Origin of the sequence: Streptomyces sp. WMMB 322, assembly GCF_900090145.1 — a bacterium.
GTDB lineage: Bacteria > Actinomycetota > Actinomycetes > Streptomycetales > Streptomycetaceae > Streptomyces.
In genome coordinates this window covers 289594-312739 of sequence record NZ_FMHI01000007.1, presented here as the reverse complement: position 1 = coordinate 312739, position 23146 = coordinate 289594, and the positions used below count along the sequence as shown (strand labels likewise).

Below are 23146 nucleotides of genomic sequence, written 5' to 3'. Positions count from 1 at the left end.
TCTTTGTCTGCCAACCCGACCGAGCCGGCCGAACAGGAGAGAGCCGCGGCCGATCAGCACCCCCGCCGTCCGGGCATGGCGCTCGTGCTCATCAGCCTGGTGCAGCTCATGGTCGTCCTCGACGCGACCATCGTCACCATCGCCCTGCCGCGGCTGCGCTCCGAGCTCGGCTTCCAGCCGGAGAACCTGTCGTGGGTGCTGACCTCGTACTCGCTGGCCTTCGGCGGCCTGCTCCTGCTCGGCGGACGTCTGGGCGACCTGGTCGGCCGGCGGCGCGTCTTCATCGCGGGCGCCGCGGTCTTCGCAGCCGCGTCGCTGCTCGGCGGTGTCGCCACCACTCCCGCGTGGCTGATCTCCGCACGGGCGCTGCAAGGCATCGGCGCGGCGATGGCGGCCCCCGCCGCACTCGCCCTCATCACCACGACGTTCCCCGCGGGCCCGCAACGCAACCGGGCCATGGGCGTCTACGCGGCGATGTCCGGGCTCGGCTCGGCGGTCGGTCTGCTGCTCGGCGGTGTGCTGACCGAGATGACCTGGCGGCTGACGTTCTTCATCAACGTGCCGATCGGGCTCTTCGTCGCACTCCTCGCCACCCGGTACCTTGCCGAGTCGGAGCCCAAGCGGGGCTCGTTCGACCTGGTGGGGGCGCTCACCGCGACGGTGGGCCTGGCGGCCCTGGTCTACGGCTTCACCAACGCCGGCGGCGACGAGGCCCATGGCGGCAGCCGCTGGTCCGAGGGCGGGACGCTGATCGCCATCGGTGCGGGAGTGGTCTTCCTGCTCGTCTTCCTCGTGGTCGAGCGCCGAACCCGCAGTCCGCTGCTGCCCCTGCGTGTGCTGCGGGACCGCACGCGCGGCGTCAGCTACTGCGCGATGCTGATCGTCTCCGCGGCGATGTTCTCGTTCTTCCTCTTCCTCAGCCAGTACGCGCAGGACGTCCTGGACTACTCCGCCCTGCAGACAGGCATCGCCTTCCTGCCGTTCGCCCTCTTCATGATGGGCGCGTCGCAGTTGGGCTCGACCCTGGTGTCCCGCTTCGACCCCCGCTGGGTCTCGGCCTCCGGTGCGCTTCTGGCCGCCGCGGGCATGTACTGGTACGCGATGCTCGAAGCCGACTCGGGCTACTGGGGGCACGTCTTCCCGCCCATGCTGGTCACCGCCACCGGCTTCGCCCTGATGTTCATCCCGCTCACCCTGACCGCCGTCCACGGCGTCGACCACCAGGACCAGGGGGTCACCTCGGCGGTACTCAACTCCACGCAGCAGGTGGGCGGTGCGCTCGGCATCGCCGTCCTGTCGACGGTGTGGATACGGAAGATGCTCGACACCCGGGAGGAGCTGCTGGCCGAAGCCGGCAAGAGCGGCGGCAACACGCGGGCAATGCAGGACCAGCTCGCCGAGACCGCCTTCACCGAGGGAGCCACGCGGGTCTTCCTCGTCGTCAGCTTCATGCTCCTCGGCACTGCCGTCCTGCTCGTCGTCGGACTGCGCATCAAGAACGCGCAGCTCTCCACCGACAACCAGTCCGAGACAGCCACCACCTGAAGGCGCACATCCTCACCGGAGGTGTCACGGACTCCGGGGCACGGCCTCCCTCCGGAGGGCCGTGCCCCGGTTCCTTCGTCGGATTCCCCTCGCCGACGCGCCGGAAGATGCCGGACACCTTCTCAGGGTGCCTCCTCGAAGCCCGGACCGGGCAGCACCAGGACCGGGCAGTACCCGGACCTGTCAGCACTCGATGACGTTGACCGCGAGGCCGCCGCGGGCCGTCTCCTTGTACTTGACCTTCATGTCGGCGCCGGTGTCCTTCATCGTCTTGATCGCCTTGTCGAGCGAGACGTGGTGCCGGCCGTCGCCGCGCAGCGCCATGCGGGCGGCGGTGACCGCCTTCACTGCCGCCATGCCGTTGCGTTCGATGCAGGGGATCTGGACGAGACCGCCGATCGGGTCGCAGGTCAGCCCGAGGTTGTGCTCGATGCCGATCTCGGCGGCGTTCTCGACCTTCTCCGGACCGCCGCCCAGTACCTCGGCCAGGCCGCCCGCGGCCATGGAGCAGGCCGAGCCCACCTCGCCCTGGCAGCCGACCTCGGCGCCGGAGATCGAGGCGTTCTCCTTGAAGAGCAGCCCGATGGCGCCGGCGGCCAGGAGGAAGCGGACGATGCCGTCCTCGTCGGCACCCGGCACGAACTCGGTGTAGTAGTGCAGGACGGCCGGGATGATGCCCGCCGCGCCGTTGGTGGGAGCCGTCACGACGCGTCCGCCGGCCGCGTTCTCCTCGTTCACGGCCATCGCGTACAGCGTCAGCCACTCCGTGGCGTGCGTCTGCCGGTCGCCCTCCGCGCGGAGCTGGCGAGCGGCCGTCGCCGCCCTGCGGCGCACCTTCAGGCCACCCGGCAGGATGCCCTCGCGGCTCAGGCCGCGGGCGACGCACGCCCGCATGACCTCCCAGATCTCCAGCAGACCGGCGCGGATCTCCTCCTCGGTGCGCCAGGCCTTCTCGTTCTGGAGCATCAACTCCGAGACGGACAGCCCTCGTTCACGGGTGAGCCGCAGCAGCTCGTCGCCCGTGCGGAAGGAGTGCGTCAGGACGGTGTCGTCGAGCTTGATGCGCCCCGCACCGGCTGCGTCCTCATCGACGACGAAGCCGCCGCCCACCGAGTAGTACGTCTTCTCCAGGAGCGTGGCGCCGGACGCGTCGTACGCGAAGAGCGTCATTCCGTTCGCGTGGTACGGAAGCGAGCGGCGACGGTGCAGGATCAGCTGGCTCTGCTCGTCGAAGGGGACCTCGTGGGCGTCCCCTATCTCCGTCGCCAGCAGCCGCAGCCGCTTCGAGCTGCGGATCCGCTCCACCTCGTCGTCGGCCCCCTCGACGTCGACGGTGCGCGGCGACTCGCCCTGGAGCCCGAGCAGCACGGCCTTCGCGGTGCCGTGTCCGTGCCCGGTGGCGCCGAGCGACCCGTACAGCTCCGCACGCACGGACGCCGTGTGGGCCAGCACGCCCTCGTTCTTCAGCCGCCCGGCGAACATGCGGGCCGCACGCATCGGGCCCACCGTGTGGGAGCTGGACGGACCGATGCCGATCGAGAAGAGGTCGAAGACGGAGACCGCCATGGCGGGCGCCTCCTTTCCGTGCGGGGCCGCGCTGTGGCCTTGATGGCCCTTGAGGTGGCCTTGCCGGGCCGGATGTCCGGTGCCGCGGCGCGGACGCCGCGCCGCGGCACAGGGGCCTGTTACTTGCCGAGGCCGGGGTAGAGGGGGTGCTTCTCGGTGAGCGCGGTGACGCGCGCGTTGAGGGACTTGGCCTTGTCCTCGTCGAAGCCGGGGAGCAGCGCCTCGGCGATGATGTCGGCGACCTCCCGGAAATCCTCCTCCTGGAAGCCGCGGGTCGCCAGCGCGGGCGTCCCGATGCGCAGCCCGGAGGTGACCATGGGCGGACGGGGATCGTTCGGCACGGCGTTGCGGTTGACGGTGATGCCGACCTCGTGCAGCCGGTCCTCGGCCTGCTGGCCGTCCAGGTCGCTGTTGCGCAGGTCGACGAGGACGAGGTGGACGTCCGTGCCGCCGGAGAGCACGGAGACACCCGCGTCCACCGCGTCCTGCTGCAGCAGCCGCTCGGCAAGCAGCCGGGCGCCGGTCAGGGTCCGCTGCTGGCGCTCCTTGAACTCCTCGGATGCCGCGATCTTGAACGACACGGCCTTGGCCGCGATGACGTGCTCGAGCGGGCCGCCCTGCTGGCCGGGGAAGACCGCCGAGTTGATCTTCTTGGCGTGCTCCTTCTTGGAGAGGATCACACCGCCGCGCGGGCCGCCGAGCGTCTTGTGCGTGGTCGTGGTCACCACGTCGGCGTGGGGCACCGGGGAGGGGTGCAGCCCGGCGGCCACCAGGCCCGCGAAGTGCGCCATGTCGACCATGAGCAGCGCGCCGACCTCGTCCGCGATCCGGCGGAAGGCGGCGAAGTCGAGCTGCCGCGGGTACGCGGACCAGCCCGCGATGATCATCTGCGGCCGGTGCTCGCGCGCGAGCCGGGCGACCTCCTCCATGTCGACCTGGCTGGTCTTCTCGTCGACGCGGTAGGCGACGACGTTGTACAGCTTGCCGGAGAAGTTGATCTTCATGCCGTGCGTGAGGTGACCGCCGTGCGCCAGGTCCAGGCCCATGATCGTGTCGCCCGGCTTCAGCAGCGCGAACATCGCGGCGGCGTTCGCGGACGCGCCCGAGTGCGGCTGTACGTTCGCGGCCTCGGCCCCGAAGAGGGACTTGATGCGCTCGCGTGCGATGTTCTCGATGACGTCGACGTGTTCGCAGCCGCCGTAGTAGCGACGCCCCGGGTAGCCCTCCGCGTACTTGTTGGTGAGGACGGAGCCCTGGGCCTCCAGCGAGGCGACGGGCGCGAAGTTCTCCGACGCGATCATCTCGAGGGTGGACTGCTGGCGGTGGAGTTCGGCGTCGACGGCGGCGGCGACGTCCGGGTCCACCTCGTGGAGAGAACTGTTCAGAAGCGACATGGAACCATCCCTGGTGGCAGGCCGGTCGGGCACATTGGCGGACATACGGCGTTCGGTGGTGCTGCTCGGTCGAAGGGGGCCGCTCGTCGCGGCTCCGGGCGTGGAGGCCGGCCCTCGCCGGCCCGGGGTCAGCTTCCGGCGGCGAACGAGGCGTACTCGTCTGCCGTCAGCAGGCCCTCCGGCTCGCCCGTGACGCGCACCTTGAACAGCCAGCCGCCCTCGAACGGGGCGGAGTTGACCAGCGCCGGGTCGTCGACGACATCCTGGTTGATCTCGGTGATCTCGCCGGAGACCGGCGCGTAGAGGTCGCTGACCGACTTGGTCGACTCCAGTTCGCCGCAGGGCTCGCCCGCGGTGACCGTGTCCCCGGCCTCGGGAAGCTGGACGAAGACGACATCGCCGAGCGCGTCGGCGGCGTGCGCCGTGATGCCGACGGTCGAGACGCCGTCGTCGGCGTCCGACAGCCACTCGTGCTCCTTGCTGTAGCGCAGCTGCTGCGGGTTGCTCATGGTGCGATTCTCCTGGATGAGAGGGGGACGGAGGGAATCAGTCTTGGTCAGTGGGACGCAGGACACGTCGAACGGCGCGGGGCACGCGCGGCCCGGCGCCCGGAGCCGGTCCGGGTCCTGCCGCCGGCGTCCTTGTCAGCGTTGCCGCTTGTAGAAGGGGAGAGCCACGACCTCGTACGGCTCGTGGCTGCCGCGGATGTCCACCGCGACACCCTCGGTGCCGGGCTCCGCGTACGCCGGGTCGACGTACGCGATGGCGATGGGCCTGCCGAGAGTGGGCGACGGCGCCCCCGACGTCACCTCGCCGATCACCGAACCGTCCGCGGCGGAGACCACGTCGTACCCGGCACGCGGCACGCGGCGGCCTTCCGCGACGAGGCCGACGAGCTTGCGCGGCGGCGCCGTCTCCGCGCGGGCGGCGGCGGCCTCCAGCGGCTCGCGCCCGACGAAGGCGCCGTCGTTGGTGGTCTTCTCGAACTTCACGATCCGGCCCATGCCCGCGTCGAACGGCGTTGTCCGGGTGGTCAGTTCGTGCCCGTACAGCGGCATCCCGGCCTCGAGGCGCAGCGTGTCACGGCAGCTGAGCCCGCAGGGCACGAGGCCTGCGGGGGCTCCCGCCCCGGTGAGCGCCTCCCAGACGGCGACGGCGTCGGCGGGGGAGACGAACAGTTCGAAGCCGTCCTCGCCGGTGTATCCCGTACGGGCGATCAGCGCGTCCCGTCCGGCGACGGTGCCGGGCAGCCCCGCGTAGTACTTCAGCCCGTCCAGGTCGGCGTCCGTGAGGCCCTTGAGGATGCCGGCGGCCTCCGGGCCCTGCACGGCGATCAGCGCGTATGCGTCCCGGTCGTCGCGCACCTCGGCGCCGAAGCCGGCGCTGCGTTCACGCAGCGCGTCCAGCACGGTCTGCGCGTTCGAGGCGTTGGCGACGACCATGTACGTCTCCTCGCCGGTGCGGTAGACGATCAGGTCGTCGAGGATGCCGCCCGAGGCGTCGCACAGCATGGTGTAGCGGGCACGTCCGACGGCCAGCCGGGAGAGGTTGCCCACCAGCGCGTAGTCGAGCAGTTCGCCCGCCTGCCGCCCGGTGACGGTGATCTCGCCCATGTGCGAGAGGTCGAAGAGGCCCGCACGCGTGCGCACGGCGACGTGCTCGTCCCGCTCGCTGCCGTAGCGCAGGGGCATGTCCCAGCCGGCGAAGTCGGTCATCGTCGCGCCGAGCGCGCGGTGTACTGCGTCGAGGGCGGTGGTGCGGGGACCGCTGCCGGTGGTCCCGCTGTCGGTGTCGCTCATGTCAGGCTCCCGTGACTCGGTGACGCGGATGTCCTCCCCATCTGTCATCGGAACCTGAGAGGTTCGCCGCGAGCCCTTGTGCACGGGCGGCGGCTTGCACCGTGGGTGGAGCCGCCCGTGGGCGGCCCGCTTTTCAGATCTGCCTCGTCCTGCGCGGTATCGGTGCCTGAGAGATTCAAGGGAGGACTTGCTCCTTCGGCGCCCCGGCGGGACCGCGCTGCGCGCACGGCCGGGAACTCTCCCGCGTGGATTCAAACGGCCGGTATGCAGTTGGCTGGCCCGCTCATCATGGCACGGCGGCGCAGCACCGTCGACGGTGCGTACCGCACCGGGCGGGGAGGCCGCCTTGCTGCGCATTACCGTTCCTTGACACTCTCTGAGAAGGCCGCCGGGACGGCGGTCATCTCCGGGGAGGGGCGATCAGGTGGGCAGCCTGCGCAGTGCGTACGCGACCGTGACCGGCTGGGCGTACTCGCCCCCCGGCCAGGCCAGAGACGCTGCCGACGCTGCGGCCCCGGCGGTGGTTCCTGCGGCGATTCCGGCTCAGGCGGCGGCATCCGCGCCGGCGGCGGCGCCGGAAGAGGATCCCGCGGCCGTCGGGAGGGCTGCCGCGGCAGTTCCTGCGGCCTCACTCCCCCCGGCCGCCTCCGTCGATCTCCGCGGAACGGCAGCCCGGTGCACGCTGCGGTACCCCACGGGCGACCGCGTCGTGGTCTCCGGCCTTCCCGGCAGCGGCAAGTCGACGCTGATCCGGCGCGTCCTCGGCCTCCAGGACGCCGTCCGCCGCGTCGACTCCCAGGACGTGCGCGAGCGCTGGGCGGCCGCGCTGCCGCGCTGGCTGCCCTATGCGGTGTACCGGCCCCTCGCCCGCGTCGCGCACTACGCGGGGCTGCGGCGGGCGCTCTCCTCCGGTGCGAGCGTCGTCGTGCACGACTGCGGCAGCCAGGCGTGGGTGCGCAACTGGCTCGGCCGGGACGCCCTGCGGCGCGGCAGGGCCCTTCACCTCGTCCTGTTGGACGTACCGCCGGCGACGGCGCTGCGCGGCCAGGCCGAGCGCGGGCGCACCGTCTCCGGCTACGCCTTCATGCGCCACCGCAAGGCGGTGCGGCGGCTGATCGCGAACGCGGAGGCGGGGCGGCTGCCGCGTGGTTGCGAGTCGGTGGTCCTCCTGGACCGCCGGGCAGCGGGCGCCCTCGTGGGCATGGCGTTCGAGTAGCCGCGCCCCCGCGCCGGAGGCGTGAGACCGGCGCGGGGCCGGAGGCGCGAGACGGGGGGTGCCTGCCGGAGGCGCGCGACCGGCGCGGGGTACCGGCATGGCTGCTCCCTGCTCGCGCCGGGTGTCATGCCGTGCGATGTTGTCAGGGCGGGGCAGCCGCCGACGGGCGGCTTTCGTGTCCACCGGCGTCATGGCGAGAGGACGGCGGGCGCTGAGAGGGCTCTGTCGGCGCCCGCACGTCTGCCTCGGGTACGGGCCGCGCGTCGTGTTCTTTCTGGTGAAGCTCCCGGGTGCTACCCGGACTGGCAAGGGCAGGTGCCTGGATGGATGTCACTGGAGAGCGGGGGCGCGGCTGCGGCGCGGGTCGCGGTGACCGGGCAGCGGAACCTGTGCCTCCCGCGCCGCCCCCTGAGGGGGCGGACGAGTGACGACGAGCTACGCCTTCTGCCTGTATGTGGCCGGGCACTCGGAGCGCTCCCGCGCTGCGGAGGCGAATCTGCGTGCGCTGGCCCGGGCCCGGCTGCCGGGCGGCTACGAGTTGGAAGTGGTGGACGTGGTGGCCAGGCCCGGCCTGGCGGAGGAGCAGCGGATCCTGGCCACCCCGACTGTGGTCAGGCATCTGCCGCTGCCGGAGCTTCGGGTGATCGGGGACTTGTCCGACCCGCCGAGGGTCGCACTTGCGTTGGGTCTGCCGGACGAGCCGCCGGGAAGCCGGGCGGAGAAGGAGGCGGGCGGTGCTTGAAACCGATGCGATCGAGCGGGTTCCCACCGGGATCAACGGGTTCGACCAGGTGGCGATCGGGGGGTTGCCGTCAGGCAGGCCGACCCTGGTCACGGGCACGACCGGCAGCGGCAAGACGATCTTTGCCGGGGAGTTCCTGGCCCGCGGCATCGCGAAATTCGACCAGCCGGGGGTGTTCGTCACTTTCGAGGAGCCGCCGGCGGCGATCCGCCGCAACTTCGTCTCGCTGGGCTTTCCGATCGAGCAATGGGAAGCCGAGGGGAAGTGGGTGTTCGTCGACGCCGCGGAGAGCAAGGACGAGGAAGCCGCCGTCATCGGGGCCTACGATTTCGGCGCGCTGACGTCCCGCATCGAGCACGCGGTCCGCCGGATCGGCGCCTCACGGGTGGCGCTGGACTCGCTGGGGGCCGTCTTCGCCCGGTTCGCCGACGCCGGGATCGTCCGCCGGGAGAGCCACAGGCTCGCCGCCGCACTGAACTCACTGGGGGTCACCTCGGTCATCACAGCCGAGCGGACCAGTGAGTACGACGGCGTATCCCGGTACGGAGTCGAGGAGTTCGTCGTCGACAACGTGATCATCCTGCGCAATGTGCTGGTCGGGGAGCGTCGGCGCCGGACCGTCGAGATCGTCAAGTTCCGCGGTGCCCCGCACCGCACAGGGGAATGGCTCTTCACCATCGACCCGCACGAAGGGTTCGTCGTCATCCCCCTCGCGTTCCTCGGTATGCCGTCCACGACCGCCTCCAGTACCCGCGTGTCCTCGGGCAACTCCGGACTGGACCGGATGTGCGGCGGCGGGTTCTACCGGGACGCCGTCGTCCTGCTGTCCGGGCCCTCCGGGTCCGGCAAGACACTGACCAGCCTGAAGTTCCTGGACGAAGGTGTCGCAGCGGGGGAGCGCTGCTTGGGGTTCACCTTCGACGAGACCCGCGAGCAGATGAGGCGCAACGCCGCCGGCTGGGGAATCGACCTGGAGGCCCAGGAGGAAGCCGGCCAGTTGAAGGTGGTGTGCGACTACCCGGAAGTGGCCGCCTTGGAGGACTACTTCATCCGGATCAGGCGGGCTGTGATGGATTTCCAGCCCCACCGCCTGGTCATCGACACCCTGTCAGCACTGGAACGCATCGGCACGCCCAGAGCGCTGCTCGACCTGGTGATCGCATTGGGTGCGGTCGTCCGCGAGCGCCGCATCACCACGCTGTTCACCTCCGCACCCATCAGCCGCTTCACACCGGTGCAGACCCCGTCGATCGCGCGCGAACTGGCCAGCCTCACCGACGTCACCATCGCGCTGCGGTACTTCCAGGCCGCCGGGATGATCAAGCGCACCGTGGCCGTCGTGCAGAACCGCGGCTCGGCCCACGACGAGGCCGTGCGCCAGATCACCATTGATTCGGAAGGTATGCACATCGGCGACCCGATCGCCAGCGTCGAGGAAATGGAAGCCGCCGGCCTGGACGCGCCACCGTGGCCCGGTGTCATCGGCGATATCTGAGTGGTGGAGACCCATGACGAGAGACGAGTCGGGAGGCGGGGCCGGCGGGCTCGGAGACGAACTCATCGACATGGTCATCTCCGCGTCCGCCGACGGGATCATCGCCGTGGACGAACAGGGGATCGTCCGGCTGTGCAATCCAGCCGCGACAGAGCTGTTCGGCCGTCCCGCCGGGGATCTGCTGGATGCTCCGTTCGGCTTCCCGATCGTGGCCGGTCAGTCGGCAGACGTGGAGCTGACGCAGCCCGGGGGCGGCGTCAGAGTCGTCGAGATGCGCGTCAGCGCGGCATCCACGAACGGCTATCCCCTGCGTGTCGTCTCGCTGCGGGACGTCACGTCCCGGTGGCTCGCCTTCCAGCGGATGCTGCTGCCGACGCTGCCGGACCTGGCCCCTTTCCAGGCGGCAGTCGACTACCGGCCCGCGGCCGAGCGTCTGGGCGGTGACTGGTATGACGCGCTCCCGCTGCCCGGCGGCGCCGTCGGCGCCGTGATCGGCGACGTCGCCGGGCACAGCCTGCGTGCCGCAGCCGCGATGGCCCAGATCCGCAACATGCTGCACGCCTTGCTCTACGACCGGCCCACCCCGCCAAGCTCTGTGCTGACCAGGCTCGACTGGGCGCTGCGCGCGAGCATCGACAACCCGATCACCACCGCATGCGTGTCCCGCGTCGAGCCGGGCCGCGACGGCTGGCGGCTGGTGTGGAGCAGCGCAGGCCACCTCCCGCCGCTGCTGCTCACACCCGTCGGCGCGGCCGAGTACCTGCACACCGAGCCCGGCCTGCCACTCGGCGTCGATCCCAGTCGGCCCCGCTCCGACGGCATCCGCTCCCTGCCCGGGGGAGCCACCGTCGTCTTCTTCACCGACGGCCTCGTCGAACGGCCCGACCAGTCCATCGACGTGGGTCTCGCCTCCCTCGCCGCGATCGCCGGCCGCAGCGTCCGCCTGCCGCTGGACGAGCTGTGCCGGACCCTCGCCGACCAGCACCCCGGCGACGGCCACGACGACATCGCCATCCTCGCCCTCCGGATGCCTGCCCACCCGTACGACGGAAGCGCCCCGCAATAGCAGTACGTCCGCCCGGGAGCAGCACGTCCTCCCGGGCACGAGGCGGGCCGCCCTCACCGCCCCTCCCCTCGGATTCCTCCTGGGAGCGCGTCGAGTGTCTCCGCAGGCGCCCACCCTCCGGGTGCAATCGGCCGCCGTCGACGCCCTCTTCCTCCCGGAGCTCACGCGGCGCCACCCGGAGCAAGCCCGGCCTTCCGGGCATACCAGCCATGCAGGGAGGGCGCCGGCCGGGAAACGGTCCGGAACCGGAAGACGCTTCCCCCGCGCAGGCCCACCACCACGTCACCCGTCGCCGGCGTCCCGGGAGAACACAACTAGGGTTACCGCCATGACCATTCCTCAGCAGTACGGACCGGGCCATGGCGGAGGCTGGCCCGGCAACGAGCTGGAGGAGGCCCTCGCCGCCTCCCTCGAAGTGCCGGGCGCCGGCGCGCGGCTGCTGGAGGTGCTCAAACGCAGCAGCGTGTGGGTACCGCTGCCCGAGGGCGGCGGCCCCGACAGCCCCGAACTGGACCTGCCGACCGTCAATCTGAACGGTGGTGTCTACGTCCCGGTCTTCAGCTCCGAGCAGCAGTTCCTCCAGGTCGTGGGCGGCCACATGTCCTTCACCGTCGCGCCCGCCCGCGAATTCGCGCGCGGGCTGCCGCCGCAGGTGGGCATCGCCGTGAACCCGGAGGGCACCGTCGGCATGCCGCTGCCGCCCGAGGCCGTCATGGAGCTGTGTGCCAACACCCCCAATGAGCAGGCCTCTTGGGGTGTGGCGCGGGGAGCGCGGGTGCGGCTCTTCGAGCCGGACTGGCAGGACGAGCCCCAGGACTTCCTCGTGGCCGCGGCCGGTGAGTTCGCGGCCCTGCCGTGGATGCGGACGGCCCGCCGCGCACTCGCCAGCTCCGAGGGAGATGCGCCGTCGCTCTTCGTCGGCATCGAACTGGACCACCTCGATCCGGACAGCCGCCAGGCCGCGCACGACGCGCTCGCGCGTGCCCTGGGCCGCGTCCAGATCAAGTGGCCCGTACAGCTCGTGCTGATGGACGCGGCCCAGGACCCGGTCGTCGACTGGATGCGGCACTGTGTGCGGCCCTTCTACACACGCGACTGAGGTCCCGGTGTGCCGGTCTGCACACGCGACCGAGGTCCCGGTGTGCCGGGCACGCTCCGCCCCAGGACGTAGCGCTTGAGTACGACGCCCCATGTCGGTCCCTGCTCGTAAGCTGGTTTGATGACGGGGAGAACGGGGAGGGCCGCGATCGCGGGCCCGGCAGAGATCATCGAGAAAGTCCGCCCGCTTGCCTGCCGCAGCGCAGAGGCCGGGGGGCGCGGTTCCAAGGGAAGGGCAGCCAGGTGAGCGCGGGTGCAGGCGTCGAGCAGCTGCTGGGGCAGGTGTCGCCGGGCAGGTACGACACCTATGAGGCGCTCCTCGATGCGCTCACCGACGGCGAAGTGTGGATGCTGCTGTGGAAGGGGCGTCCGGGCACGCCCGACGCCCAGTACGGAAACATGGAGGTCGGCGGGTACGGCTACGCCCCCTGCGTGACCTCCGCCCAGGAGCTGGCCGCCTCCGGCTGGGACCGCTCGCACGAAATCCTCAGCGGCCGCGAGATCGCCTCCGCGCTCTTTCCGGAGCGCTGGGGGATCTGGCTCAACCCGCACGCCCCCGGCGGCGGTGTCGGCGTCCCGTGGCTCGACCTGCGGCGCATCGCTCTCGGCCTGGACCAGTTGCCCGCCGGTCCGCTGCGCATCAGCGAACCGAGCCTGGACGTCGCGCAGTTCTACGCGCTGCTCAGCCAGAACGCACACCGCACGCCCGCCGTGCGTTCCCTGCGCCGGGCCTGGGTCCAGCCGGCGCTCGGCGCGGGCTATCTCGCGATCGGTCTCGATCTGTACGGAACGGACCGGCAGGCCGTGGAGTCGGCGCATCAGATGATGCGTCAGTCGGTGGCGGCCGTACCGGAGGGGCTGCCGGTCTCCAGCGTCGCGATGTCGGACGACTACGACCCGGTGGCGATGTGGCTGCGCCGCAATTCGCGGCCCTTCTTCGACCGTGACGTGCCGACGGCCGACGCCGCCCCGGGCCACGGTTACGGCTACCCCCGCACCTGACGTCCCGTCCGCCCGGTCGGTACGCAACCGGACTTCCGCCGAGGGCACCTGTTACACGGAACCGCAGGTGGGTGGTTGTCCACGCGCATTGACCGGATTCCGATAGTCGCCCTGTTCTGTTCGTATAACGGAATCCGGCCCGTCACATCACAGTTGAGCATCCTTTCCCCGGGGGGACTGGCGGGTGATCGCACGGCCGAAGAGACTCCCGAGCGTTGAGGCATCGGCCTCGCGAACGAGTTGATTGCGAACTGGCCGCTACAGCGGCGGGCGTGGCTGGTCACCCCCGGCCGAGAGAGGGTTTCCCCACGATGACGGCACCACTGCACGACACGTCCGCGGAGATCGCGCCCGTCGATCCGGCACTGGGTGGCGGCGCAGAAGGCAAGTCCATCGAAGGACGCTCTCTCGGACGGATCGCGTGGAACCGCCTCAAGCGGGACAAGGTCGCACTCACCGGCGGCGCCGTCGTGCTGGTGCTCATAGTGATCGCGGCGTTCGCGCCGTTCATCGTGAGCCTGCTGGGGCATCCGCCGCACCAGCACCACGAAGACATGATCGACCCCCTCTTCCAGACCCCTAAGGGCGCGCTCGGCGGCATCAGCGGCGAGCATCTGCTGGGCGTCGAACCGGGCAACGGGCGCGACGTGTTCAGCCGCATCATCTACGGCGCACGCGTCTCGCTGCTCGTCGGCTTCCTCTCGGCCGTGGTGGCCGTGGTTGTCGGCACCGTGCTCGGTGCTCTCGCCGGCTACTTCGGCGGCTGGCTCGACGCCGCCATCAGCCGCGTGATGGACATGCTGCTGGCCTTCCCCCAGCTGCTGTTCATCATCTCGCTGATCTCCGTGGTCCCCAACCAGATGTTCGGGCTGACGGGTACGGGCGTGCGGCTCACCGTGATGATCCTGGTGATCGGCTTCTTCGGATGGCCCTACATCGGCCGCATCGTGCGCGGCCAGACGCTCTCGCTGCGCGAGCGGGAGTACGTGGAGGCGGCTCGGAGCCTCGGCGCGGGGCGGCGCTACATCCTCTTCAAGGAGCTGCTGCCCAACCTGATCGCGCCGATCACCGTCTACACGACGCTCATGATTCCCACCAACATCCTTACCGAGGCCGCCCTCAGCTTCCTCGGCGTCGGAGTCAAGCCGCCGACCGCTTCCTGGGGCCAGATGCTCTCGACGGCGACGCGCTACTACGAGGCGGACCCGATGTACATGGTGGTCCCCGGCGTCGCCATCTTCATCACCGTCCTCTCCTTCAACCTCTTCGGCGACGGCGTGCGCGACGCCCTCGACCCCAAGGGGTCCCGATGACTCCCCCCACATCACCAGGCGTGCCCTGGTCCTGTAACCCGGCCCGGCGCAGCCGTGCGGGCCGTGACCTACACCGGAGGATGCAGATCGTGACAACCCAACGCTCATCGAGGCGCAGGATCGCCGCGTCGGCCGTCGCGGTCGCGGCCCTCCTGTCCACCGCAGCGTGCGGTGGCGGCGGCAGTGACAACGAAGGCGACGGCAAGGCGCCCGGATTCAACGCGGCCAACGGCAAGATGGCCAACGCGTCCGACAAGAAGGGCGGGACGCTGAAGTTCATCGGCACCCAGGACGCCGACTCCTGGGACCCGACGCGCGGCTACTACGGCTTCGCCTGGGACTTCATGCGCTACTACACGCGTCAACTCATCACCTACAAGCCCTCTCCCGGCAAGGACAGCCTGGAGCTGGTCCCGGACCTGGCGAAATCCACCGCCAAGATCTCCGACGACGGCAAGACCTACCGCTACGAACTGCGCGACGACGCCACCTGGGAGGACGGCAAGCCCGTCACCTCCAAGGACATCAAGTACGGCATCGAGCGCCAGTGGGCTCAGGACGTCCTCTCCGGCGGTCCCGTCTACATCAAGGACACGCTCGACCCGGACGGCAAGTACAAGGGCCCGTACAAGGACAAGTCCAAGGACAAGCTCGGTCTGGAAGCCATCGAGACGCCGAGCGACACGGAGATCGTCTTCAAGTTGCCCAAGCGCAACGGTGACTTCGAGCAGATGCTGGCCATGCCGTCGTCCTCGCCGGTGCGGCAGGACAAGGACACCAAGTCCAAGTACGGCCTGAAGCCCTTCTCCAACGGTCCCTACAAGTTCGAGTCGTACACGCCGAACAAGAAGCTGACGCTCGTCCGCAACCCCGAGTGGAAGAAGTCCTCGGACAACATCCGCAAGGCGCTGCCGGACAAGATCACCGTCACCCTGCTGACCAACGCCGACGAGATGGACAAGCGCCTCATCAACGGCGACTACGACCTGGACATCAACGCCACCGGCCTGGAGGCCGCGGGACGTCAGACGGCGCTGAAGGAACACAAGGGCAACATCGACAACCCGGCCACCGGGTTCATCCGTTATGCGGTCTTCCCGCAGACGGTGAAGCCGTTCGACAACATCCACTGCCGCAAGGCGATGATCTACGGCTCGGATCACAAGTCGATTCAGAACGCCCGCGGCGGCCCGCTGGCCGGCGGCGACATCGGCACCAACATGCTGCCGTCGTCCGTGCCGGGGTCCGACCTGAAGTACGACCCGTACGGCATCGCCAAGAACGAGGGCGCGGCCGACGTGGCCAAGGCCAAGGCCGAGCTGAAGAAGTGCGGGAAGCCGAACGGCTTCAAGACCACCATCGCGGTCCGCAACAACAAGCAGGTCGAGGTCGCGTCCGCGGAGGCCATGCAGGCGTCGCTCAAGAAGGTCGGGATCAACGCCGAGATCGATGAGTACGACGGCGCGCAGACCGCCGGGATCATCGGCAACCCCGAGGTGGTCAAGAAGAAGAACTACGGGATCATCATCATGGGCTGGGGTGCGGACTTCCCCTCCGGACAGGGCTTCGGTCTGCCGCTGTGGGGCAGCAAGTACATCCTGCCCAACGGCAACAACAACTTCGCCATGATCGATGAACCGAAGATCGACAAGATGTTCGCCGACGCGATCGCCGAACTCGACCCCGACAAGGCCGCCAAGAAGTACGCGGACATCAACGCCGAGATCATGAAGGGTGCTTACTACCTGCCCTTCACGTTCGAGAAGAACATCATCTGGCGCTCCAGCAGGCTGACGAACGTCTACGTTGCCGACTCGTACAACGGCCGGTACGACTACGCCTCGCTGGGCGTCAAGTGACCGTCCCGACCGCTTCGCCGGCGCACCCGCCGCCAGTCATGAAGGGCAGGTGAGGGCCGCAGTGGTGGCCCGGTGAACTCTCCGACGACCTCGGGGAGTCCACCGGGCCCCGCCGGGCCGGTAGCAGTGCTCACATATCTCATCAGGCGGCTCTTCGCCGTCGTCGTGATGCTCGTCGTCGTCGTTCTGGCGGTGTTCGGCATCTTCTTCCTGATCCCGAAGTGGACCGGGGTGGACCCCGCCACGATGTTCGCGGGCAAGCAGTCCGACGCGCAGGCGCTGGACGGCATCAGGGAGAAGCTCGGCCTGGACGACCCGATCCTCGTCCAGCTCTTCGACTTCTTCAGGGGCATCCTCGTCGGACGCGACTACACCAGCGCCGGCGACACGTACCACTGCGAGGCGCCCTGCTTCGGTTACTCGTTCAAGACCGAGCAGGCCATCTGGCCGATCCTCGCCGACCGGCTGCCCGTCACCCTCGGCCTCGCCGTCGGTGCCGCGATCATCTGGCTGGTCATCGGGCTGGTCGCCGGCGTCGTCTCGGCGCTGCGCCGCGGCACGCTCTGGGACCGCGTGGCCATGGGCATGGCCCTCAGCGGTGTCTCGCTGCCGATCTACTTCACCGGCCTGCTGTCGCTGGCGATCTTCTCCTACGGGCTGGGGCTGGTCAGCAACGAGTACACGCCGCTCGAGGAGAGCTTCCCCGCGTGGTTCAGCGGGATGATCCTCCCCTGGCTCACCCTGGCGTTCCTCTTCGGCGCCATGTACGCCCGGCTCACGCGCGCCACCATGCTCGAGGTGATGGGCGAGGACTACATCCGCACCGCCCGCGCCAAGGGCGTACGGGAGCCGGTCGTCATCCGCAAGCACGCAATGCGCTCCACGATGACCCCGGTCATCACCCTTCTCGGCGTCGACCTCGGAGCCCTCATGGGCGGTGCGATCCTCACCGAGACGACCTTCAGCCTCCCCGGCCTCGGCCAGGCCGTGCTGAAGGCGATCGGGGAGAAGGACCTGCCGCTGATCCTCGGCGTCACACTCATCACCGCCTCCGCGGTGGTCGTGGCGAACCTCATCGTGGACCTGCTGTACGGCGTGATCGACCCCCGAGTGAGGCTCGCATGACGGAATCGCACACGACGGGCACCTCGGCGGTCGGCGAGCCCGTCGCCGGCCGTGCTCCCGCCCGCTCCTTCCTCGAAGTGCGCGATCTGCACGTGCACTTCCCCACCGAGGACGGTCTGGTCAAGTCCGTCGACGGGCTCTCCTTCCAGCTGGAGAAGGGCAAGACGCTCGGCATCGTCGGCGAGTCCGGGTCGGGCAAGTCCGTCACCTCGCTCGGCATCATGGGCCTGCACACGGTCGGGCAGTACGGGCGTCAGAAGGCGCAGCTCTCGGGCGAGATCTGGCTCGACGGACAGGAGTTGCTGTCCGCCGACGCGGACTCGGTGCGCAGGCTGCGCGGCCGCGAGATGGCGATGATCTTCCAGGATCCGCTCTCCGCGCTCCACCCGTACTTCACGATCGGCAGCCAGATCGTCGAGGCGTACCGCGTCCATCACGACGTGGACAAGAAGACGGCCCGCAAGCGTGCCGTCGAACTCCTCGACCGGGTCGGCATCCCCCAGCCCGACCAGCGCGTCAACAGCTACCCGCACGAGTTCTCCGGCGGCATGCGGCAGCGCGCGATGATCGCGATGTCGCTGGTGAACAACCCCGAACTGCTGATCGCCGACGAGCCGACGACCGCGCTGGACGTCACCGTGCAGGCGCAGATCCTCGACCTGATCCGCGACCTGCAGAAAGAGTTCGGCTCCGCGGTCATCATCATCACGCACGACCTGGGGGTCGTAGCCGAGCTCGCCGACGACATCCTCGTCATGTACGGGGGCCGCTGCGTCGAGTACGGCACGGCCGAGCAGGTCTTCTACGAGCCGCAGCACCCCTACACCTGGGGTCTGCTCGGCTCGATGCCGCGCATCGACCGCGCGCAGAGCGAACGGCTCATCCCCGTCAAGGGCTCGCCACCCAGCCTGATCAACATCCCGCAGGGGTGCGCCTTCAACCCGCGGTGCCCGTACGCGGATGTGCCCAAGGGCAACGTCACACGCACCGAACGGCCCGAGCTGCGGGAAGTGAGCGAGGGCCACCTGTCCGCCTGCCACATGGACCGCGCGGACCGGGACCGCATCTGGAACGAAGAGATTGCCCCGAAGCTGTGAGTGAGGACGAGCAGATGACGATCCCGTCCCAGCGCGCGACGGACGCCGTGCAGACCAAGGCCGACCCCGAGCCGGGCGAGTCGCTGCTGAAGGTGAGCGGGCTGACGAAGCACTTCCCGATCACCAAGGGCCTTCTCAAGCGGCAGGTCGGCGCTGTCAAAGCGGTCGACGGCATCGACTTCGACGTGCGGGCGGGGGAGACACTGGGCGTCGTCGGGGAGTCCGGCTGCGGCAAGTCGACGATGGGCCGGCTGATCACGCGGCTGCTGGAGCCGACCGCGGGCACCGTCGAGTTCGAGGGCCGGGACATCACACACCTCGGTGTGAGCGGAATGCGCCCGCTGCGGCGCGACGTCCAGATGATCTTCCAGGACCCGTACTCGTCGCTGAACCCCCGGCACACCGTCGGCGCGATCGTCAGCGCTCCCTTCAAGCTCCAGGGCGTCACGCCCGAGGGCGGCGTGAAGAAGGAAGTGCAGCGGCTGCTGGACCTGGTCGGTCTCAACCCGGAGCACTACAACCGCTACCCGCACGAGTTCTCCGGCGGGCAGCGGCAGCGCATCGGCATCGCCCGCGCCCTCGCCCTCAACCCGAAGCTCGTCGTCGCGGACGAGCCGGTCTCGGCGCTGGACGTGTCCATCCAGGCGCAGGTCATCAACCTGCTGGACGACCTCCAGGACGAGCTCGGCCTCACATACGTGATCATCGCGCACGACCTCTCGGTGATCCGCCACGTATCGGACCGGATCGCGGTGATGTACCTCGGCAAGATCGTGGAGCTGACCGACCGCAGGTCGCTGTACGAGTCGCCCATGCACCCGTACACGCGGGCGCTGCTCTCCGCCGTGCCGGTGCCCGACCCGCGGCGCAGGGCGCAGGGCGGCCGGGACCGCATCCTGCTCCAGGGCGACGTGCCCTCGCCGATCAAGCCGCCGAGCGGATGCCGTTTCCACACCAGGTGCTGGAAGGCGACGCAGATCTGCAAGACGGCCGAGCCGCCGCTGGTCTCCCTGGCCCCCGGTCACGAGGCCGCGTGCCACCACCCGGAGAACGCCCCGGACCAGCAGCCGGAGGACAGCACGCCGGTCGCCGGTTAGCGGCGGGGCGAGGGCAGGGGGAGGCGCCGCGCCGGGGGCGGGTGCGGGTTGGCGGGTGTGCGGGGTGCGCCTGGGGTTCGTGGTGGGTGCCGGGGGCGGGCCGTTCCGGCGGGTGTCCCGGGGCGGCATGATTTACCTCCCTGGACCGTCAAGGGTTTCCGTGCTGCCCTTCATATGGCGGTCCGCAAATCACGTTTAAGCCCCGTGCCCCCCGCCTCCACGTCCCGCCCCCTCCCGCCCGTCCGGCGTCTGCCGCTTTCGTCCCTCTTCTCCGGTCCGGGAGTCCGGTTGACTTGCGGCTGCCTCACCGGTGGCCCTTCGGGGCACTGGCCCAGGCTCGTCCGGTGGCTCAACTCCCGTGCGCGTCCACCGGTTCGCCGATGCTCAGGACGGAGGTGGAGGACGACGGGCCACGGGCCCACTGTCCCGGTGTGGATGAGGGGGTCTTGGTGGGGCCCCTGGGGAGAGCCGCGGACGGGCGGGAGGGGGCGGGGCGCGCAGGGGGGCATGGACGGGCCCTTGGGGTCTCCCCAGCGAAGCGTGGGGAAGTGATTTGCGGACCGGCATATGGAAGCCAGCACGAAGGCCCTTGACGGTTCAGGGAGGGAAATCATGCGGCCCGGACTTGCCCCCCGGAGCGGCACGCCCCCGGCACCCAGCACCCACCCCAGGCGCCCCACCCACGCACAGCCCACCCGCACGGCGCCGCCGCACGCACGCAGAAGGGCGGCTGCGTGAGCACGCAGCCGCCCTTTGCCGTTCCGCGCCGGATCAGTACGCGGAGTTCACGTTGTCCATCGACCCGTACTTGTCGGCGGCGTAGTTGCAGGCCGCGACGATGTTCGCCACCGGGTCGGTGATCTTCTTCTTGGTGCCGTCGACGTGGTACGCGTCGAAGGTCGGCTGGATGGTCTGCAGCAGACCCTTCGAAGGCGTGCCCTTCTTGGCGTTGATGTCCCAGTCGTTCATGGCGTTCGGGTCGCCGCCGGACTCACGCATGACGTTCTTCTTGATGCCGTGGTGCGAGCCGGGGATGCCCTCCTTCTTCATGATGGAGCGGGCTTCCTTGATCCAGACGTCGACCTTCTCGGACTTGCTCAGTCCCGCCGTGGAACGCTCGGCCGTCCTGTCGGCACGGGCCTCCTGGGCCTTGCGGGTCTGCTCGGCCTTCTCGGCCTTCTCGGCCTTGTCTGTCTTCTGGGCCTTGTCTGCCTCGGCGGCAGGCTTGGCGGCGGAGGTCTGCTTGCTCGCCTCACCCTTCACGAGGGGCTTGGCCGGTGCGTGGCTGCGCGTGTTGTCGGTGTCGTGATCGCCCGTCGCGGCCTTGGCTGCCTGGGAAGACGGATGGCCGGCCACGTTCACCGAGTGGCTCGCAACCGGCTTGGCCGGACCCTGGCCCGTGGTGGTGTCCGAGTGGGCGGACGCGGCGCCGGCGGTCAGGGTCGCGACTCCTGCGGCGGCCGCAAGGCCGACAGCGGCGGACTTCTGGGTCCTGGTCAGGCGGTTGGGGATGCGCATGGAAGAGCGAATACCTTTCGTTGGCTGCGTCGCGTGTCTGCCGGATCGGCGGGGGCGCCGAGTTCGGTTCCCGGCGCGAAGCGACGCTGACATTGGTAAAGGCTCCCGAGGCGGCTGCCAAATATGTGACCTACTAAGCGGCTACGGACCGAAATGCAGGTACTTAATTGGACATGAAGGACACAACCATCGATATGCCGCGAGGGTTGCGGCGGTATCCGAAGTTGGCCACTAAGCGGGTTCGGATGTGACGTGCGTCTTATGCGCCGCCTCACACCGGGCGGGCTCCGAATGAACCCAGCGTGGTGCAGCAATTGCATTCCGCTCTCCCGGTGTCATGCTTTGTCCCGGTTCGCCGTCCGCTGGTATCGGCGCAGGTCAGAGCCGCCTCCAGTGGCGGCTGCAGTCCGCGGAGCGCCGGGTGGGCCTCTTTTCGCTCCGTGCTCCCGCACGGTTGTCCCGGGCGGGTGCCGGCATGGGAAGAATGGGTCCGTGAATCAGCACCTGCTCGACCCGGCCGTGCAGCACTGGCTCGACATCGCCGGCATCTTCGTTTTCGCGATATCCGGCGCCCTCCTCGCCGTGCGCAAGAATTTCGACGTATTCGGCATGGCCGTGCTGGCGGAGGTCACCGGGCTCGGCGGCGGGCTTTTCCGTGACGTGGTGATCGGCGCCGTGCCGCCCGCCGCCTTCACTGACGCCTGGTACTTCCACGCTCCGCTGATCGCCACGGCCTTCGTCTTCTTCCTGCACCCGCACGTGGAGCGGATCAACAAGGCCATCAACGTCTTCGATGCGGCGGGGCTGGGCCTGTTCTGTGTCGTCGGCACCGTCAAGGCCCACGAATACGGGCTGGGGCTCTTCGCGTCCGCCGTGCTCGGGCTGGCGACGGCGGCCGGAGGCGGGGTGCTGCGCGACGTGCTCGCGAACGAGGTGCCGTCACTGCTGCGATGGGACCGCGACCTGTACGCCGTGCCCGCCATCATCGGCGCGACCGTGACGGCGCTCCTGCTGGACGCCGGTGCTCTCAACGCGGTGACGATGCTCGCGGCCGCCTCCCTGGCGTTCGCCGTGCGCCTGCTGGCGCTGCGTTTCGGCTGGCGCGCCCCGCGCGCCTGGCACCGGCGCTCGACGGTGCCGGACGCGGACCCGGGAGGCTGACGAGCCTCCCGGGCCCGGCGCGAGTTTGTTCAGGCGCGACTACCCGTGGGTAACTTCTCCGTGTACGGTGCTCACATGTCCGACACCATCTGCGAAGCCACCCTGAGCGAGTTCGACCGCGACACCTCCGTAAGGCAACGTGAGCCCGGTGTCCACGACACGCACCTCTCCCCGGGCTGGGCCATCGGCCACGCCCTCAACGGCGGGTACCTGCTGGCGACCCTCGGCCGCGCACTCGGCGAGACTCTGCCCCACCCCGACCCGTTCACGATCACTGCGCACTACCTGTCGGCCACCACTCACGGGCCCGCCGTCATCCGCAGCGAGGCCGTCCGCAGCGGCCGCACCCTCTCCACCGGCACGGCCGGCCTCTTCCAGACCGCTGCCGACGGCCGCGAGGTCGAGCGCATCCGCGTCCTCGCCTCCTACGGGGACCTGGACACGGTCACCGGCGACATCCGTACCAGCGCCGAGCCGCCCGCGATGCCTCCCCGCGGGCAGTGCTTCAGCGCTCAGGACAACCCGGCCGGCCCGGACGCCGGCCCGGAGATGGGCAAGCGCCTCGACCTGCGGCTCGACCCGGCCACGTGCGGCTGGGCGGTCGGAGCGCCGAGCGGCCGCGGCGAGATGCGCGCCTGGTTCGGACTGGCCGACGGACGGGATCCGGACCCGCTGTCGGTGCTGATGGCCGTGGACGCTCTGCCCCCGACCGCGTTCGAGCTGGGACTGAGCGGCTGGGTGCCCACCGTCGAGCTCACCGTCCACGTCCGCGCCCGCCCGGCGCCGGGGCCGCTGCGTGTCTGTGTCACGACCGTCAACCTCGCCGGGGGCTTTCTGGAGGAGGACGCGGAGGTCTGGGACAGCGCGGACCGCCTCGTCGCGCAGTCCCGGCAGCTCGCCCGGGCGCCGGAACAGGCGGCTAAGCCGGGACCGAACCGCTGACCACCGGATACCCGGGGATCAGGGGAGACCGCCGCCCGTCACGGGCGGCGGTCCTGGCGTACGGGGCGGCGGCCGCCCGCTCCGGGCCGGTCGCGTCCCGACCGGCCGGGT

Annotated in this window: 19 protein-coding genes and 1 riboswitch; of the genes, 14 read left to right on the top strand and 5 right to left on the bottom strand. The window is 69.9% G+C overall.

Going from position 1 to position 23146, the window contains the following annotated elements:
- Window positions 1-3 precede the first annotated feature (3 nt).
- Window positions 4-1545 (top strand): MFS transporter, encoded by a 1542-nt coding sequence (locus tag H180DRAFT_RS14535; RefSeq protein WP_055486456.1) that lies wholly within the window; start codon window positions 4-6, stop codon window positions 1543-1545.
- Window positions 1546-1728: 183 nt separating this feature from the next.
- On the opposite strand, the gene H180DRAFT_RS14530 is transcribed toward H180DRAFT_RS14535, so the two are convergent.
- The 4 genes from H180DRAFT_RS14530 to gcvT form a co-directional block, all read right to left on the bottom strand.
- Window positions 1729-3111: an L-serine ammonia-lyase gene (locus tag H180DRAFT_RS14530; RefSeq protein ID WP_055486455.1), complete on the bottom strand. Its 1383-nt coding sequence runs from the start codon at window positions 3109-3111 to the stop codon at window positions 1729-1731.
- A gap of 119 nt (window positions 3112-3230) precedes the next feature.
- On the bottom strand, window positions 3231-4505 hold the full coding sequence (gene glyA / locus H180DRAFT_RS14525) for a serine hydroxymethyltransferase (RefSeq protein WP_055486454.1): 1275 nt from the start codon (window positions 4503-4505) through the stop codon (window positions 3231-3233).
- Between the two features lie 128 nt (window positions 4506-4633).
- Window positions 4634-5014 carry a glycine cleavage system protein GcvH gene (gene gcvH, locus H180DRAFT_RS14520; protein ID WP_055486453.1) on the bottom strand — a complete coding sequence of 127 codons (381 nt, stop codon included), beginning with the start codon at window positions 5012-5014 and terminating at the stop codon, window positions 4634-4636.
- A 135-nt stretch (window positions 5015-5149) separates the two neighbouring features.
- On the bottom strand, window positions 5150-6304 hold the full coding sequence (gene gcvT / locus H180DRAFT_RS14515) for a glycine cleavage system aminomethyltransferase GcvT (protein ID WP_055486452.1): 1155 nt from the start codon (window positions 6302-6304) through the stop codon (window positions 5150-5152).
- Window positions 6305-6448: 144 nt separating this feature from the next.
- Window positions 6449-6558, bottom strand: a riboswitch (glycine riboswitch).
- Window positions 6559-6839: 281 nt separating this feature from the next.
- Here gcvT and H180DRAFT_RS14510 point away from each other — a divergent pair.
- From H180DRAFT_RS14510 to H180DRAFT_RS14460, 11 genes are all read left to right on the top strand, one after another.
- Complete coding sequence (locus H180DRAFT_RS14510) at window positions 6840-7520, top strand: AAA family ATPase (RefSeq protein ID WP_055486497.1); 681 nt, start codon at window positions 6840-6842, stop codon at window positions 7518-7520.
- Window positions 7521-7944: 424 nt separating this feature from the next.
- Entirely contained in the window at window positions 7945-8262 is a 318-nt protein-coding gene (locus tag H180DRAFT_RS14505; RefSeq protein WP_055486451.1) for a circadian clock KaiB family protein, read from the top strand.
- Window positions 8255-9757 (top strand): circadian clock protein KaiC, encoded by a 1503-nt coding sequence (gene kaiC / locus H180DRAFT_RS14500; RefSeq protein ID WP_055486450.1) that lies wholly within the window; start codon window positions 8255-8257, stop codon window positions 9755-9757. The genes H180DRAFT_RS14505 and kaiC overlap by 8 nt, the downstream gene beginning before the upstream one ends.
- A gap of 13 nt (window positions 9758-9770) precedes the next feature.
- On the top strand, window positions 9771-10823 hold the full coding sequence (locus tag H180DRAFT_RS14495; RefSeq protein WP_055486449.1) for a SpoIIE family protein phosphatase: 1053 nt from the start codon (window positions 9771-9773) through the stop codon (window positions 10821-10823).
- Between the two features lie 328 nt (window positions 10824-11151).
- Complete coding sequence (locus tag H180DRAFT_RS14490) at window positions 11152-11922, top strand: enhanced serine sensitivity protein SseB (RefSeq protein ID WP_055486448.1); 771 nt, start codon at window positions 11152-11154, stop codon at window positions 11920-11922.
- A gap of 242 nt (window positions 11923-12164) precedes the next feature.
- The gene (locus tag H180DRAFT_RS14485) at window positions 12165-12923 is read left to right on the top strand and encodes an enhanced serine sensitivity protein SseB C-terminal domain-containing protein (RefSeq protein WP_055486447.1); all 759 of its coding nucleotides are present in this window, start codon (window positions 12165-12167) and stop codon (window positions 12921-12923) included.
- Between the two features lie 311 nt (window positions 12924-13234).
- Window positions 13235-14236 carry an ABC transporter permease gene (locus H180DRAFT_RS14480; RefSeq protein WP_055486446.1) on the top strand — a complete coding sequence of 334 codons (1002 nt, stop codon included), beginning with the start codon at window positions 13235-13237 and terminating at the stop codon, window positions 14234-14236.
- A gap of 89 nt (window positions 14237-14325) precedes the next feature.
- A complete protein-coding gene (locus tag H180DRAFT_RS14475) occupies window positions 14326-16095 on the top strand; it encodes an ABC transporter substrate-binding protein (RefSeq protein WP_055486496.1) in 1770 nt (589 codons plus the stop codon).
- 126 nt (window positions 16096-16221) lie between these two features.
- Window positions 16222-17220 carry an ABC transporter permease gene (locus H180DRAFT_RS14470; RefSeq protein WP_055486445.1) on the top strand — a complete coding sequence of 333 codons (999 nt, stop codon included), beginning with the start codon at window positions 16222-16224 and terminating at the stop codon, window positions 17218-17220.
- Entirely contained in the window at window positions 17217-18317 is a 1101-nt protein-coding gene (locus H180DRAFT_RS14465) for an ABC transporter ATP-binding protein (RefSeq protein WP_055486444.1), read from the top strand. Before H180DRAFT_RS14470 ends, H180DRAFT_RS14465 begins: the two co-directional genes overlap by 4 nt.
- 14 nt (window positions 18318-18331) lie before the next feature.
- On the top strand, window positions 18332-19414 hold the full coding sequence (locus tag H180DRAFT_RS14460; protein ID WP_055486495.1) for an ABC transporter ATP-binding protein: 1083 nt from the start codon (window positions 18332-18334) through the stop codon (window positions 19412-19414).
- 771 nt (window positions 19415-20185) lie between these two features.
- On the opposite strand, the gene H180DRAFT_RS14455 is transcribed toward H180DRAFT_RS14460, so the two are convergent.
- Window positions 20186-20932 carry a transglycosylase SLT domain-containing protein gene (locus tag H180DRAFT_RS14455; protein WP_055486443.1) on the bottom strand — a complete coding sequence of 249 codons (747 nt, stop codon included), beginning with the start codon at window positions 20930-20932 and terminating at the stop codon, window positions 20186-20188.
- 492 nt (window positions 20933-21424) lie between these two features.
- Here H180DRAFT_RS14455 and H180DRAFT_RS14450 point away from each other — a divergent pair, with 492 nt between their 5' ends.
- Window positions 21425-22093 (top strand): trimeric intracellular cation channel family protein, encoded by a 669-nt coding sequence (locus tag H180DRAFT_RS14450; RefSeq protein ID WP_055486442.1) that lies wholly within the window; start codon window positions 21425-21427, stop codon window positions 22091-22093.
- Window positions 22094-22168: 75 nt separating this feature from the next.
- Window positions 22169-23035, top strand: a complete 867-nt coding sequence (locus tag H180DRAFT_RS14445) for a thioesterase family protein (RefSeq protein WP_055486441.1) — start codon at window positions 22169-22171, stop codon at window positions 23033-23035.
- The last annotated feature ends 111 nt before the right edge of the window (window positions 23036-23146 follow it).

Coding starts and splice junctions, on each gene's coding strand:
- H180DRAFT_RS14490 (WP_055486448.1), top strand. CDS start 11,152: ATGACCATTCCTCAGCAGTACGGACCGGGCCATGGCGGAGGCTGGCCC.
- gcvH (WP_055486453.1), bottom strand. CDS start 5,014: ATGAGCAACCCGCAGCAGCTGCGCTACAGCAAGGAGCACGAGTGGCTG.
- H180DRAFT_RS14445 (WP_055486441.1), top strand. CDS start 22,169: ATGTCCGACACCATCTGCGAAGCCACCCTGAGCGAGTTCGACCGCGAC.
- H180DRAFT_RS14465 (WP_055486444.1), top strand. CDS start 17,217: ATGACGGAATCGCACACGACGGGCACCTCGGCGGTCGGCGAGCCCGTC.
- glyA (WP_055486454.1), bottom strand. CDS start 4,505: ATGTCGCTTCTGAACAGTTCTCTCCACGAGGTGGACCCGGACGTCGCC.
- H180DRAFT_RS14480 (WP_055486446.1), top strand. CDS start 13,235: ATGACGGCACCACTGCACGACACGTCCGCGGAGATCGCGCCCGTCGAT.
- H180DRAFT_RS14455 (WP_055486443.1), bottom strand. CDS start 20,932: ATGCGCATCCCCAACCGCCTGACCAGGACCCAGAAGTCCGCCGCTGTC.
- H180DRAFT_RS14495 (WP_055486449.1), top strand. CDS start 9,771: ATGACGAGAGACGAGTCGGGAGGCGGGGCCGGCGGGCTCGGAGACGAA.
- gcvT (WP_055486452.1), bottom strand. CDS start 6,304: ATGAGCGACACCGACAGCGGGACCACCGGCAGCGGTCCCCGCACCACC.
- H180DRAFT_RS14530 (WP_055486455.1), bottom strand. CDS start 3,111: ATGGCGGTCTCCGTCTTCGACCTCTTCTCGATCGGCATCGGTCCGTCC.
- H180DRAFT_RS14460 (WP_055486495.1), top strand. CDS start 18,332: ATGACGATCCCGTCCCAGCGCGCGACGGACGCCGTGCAGACCAAGGCC.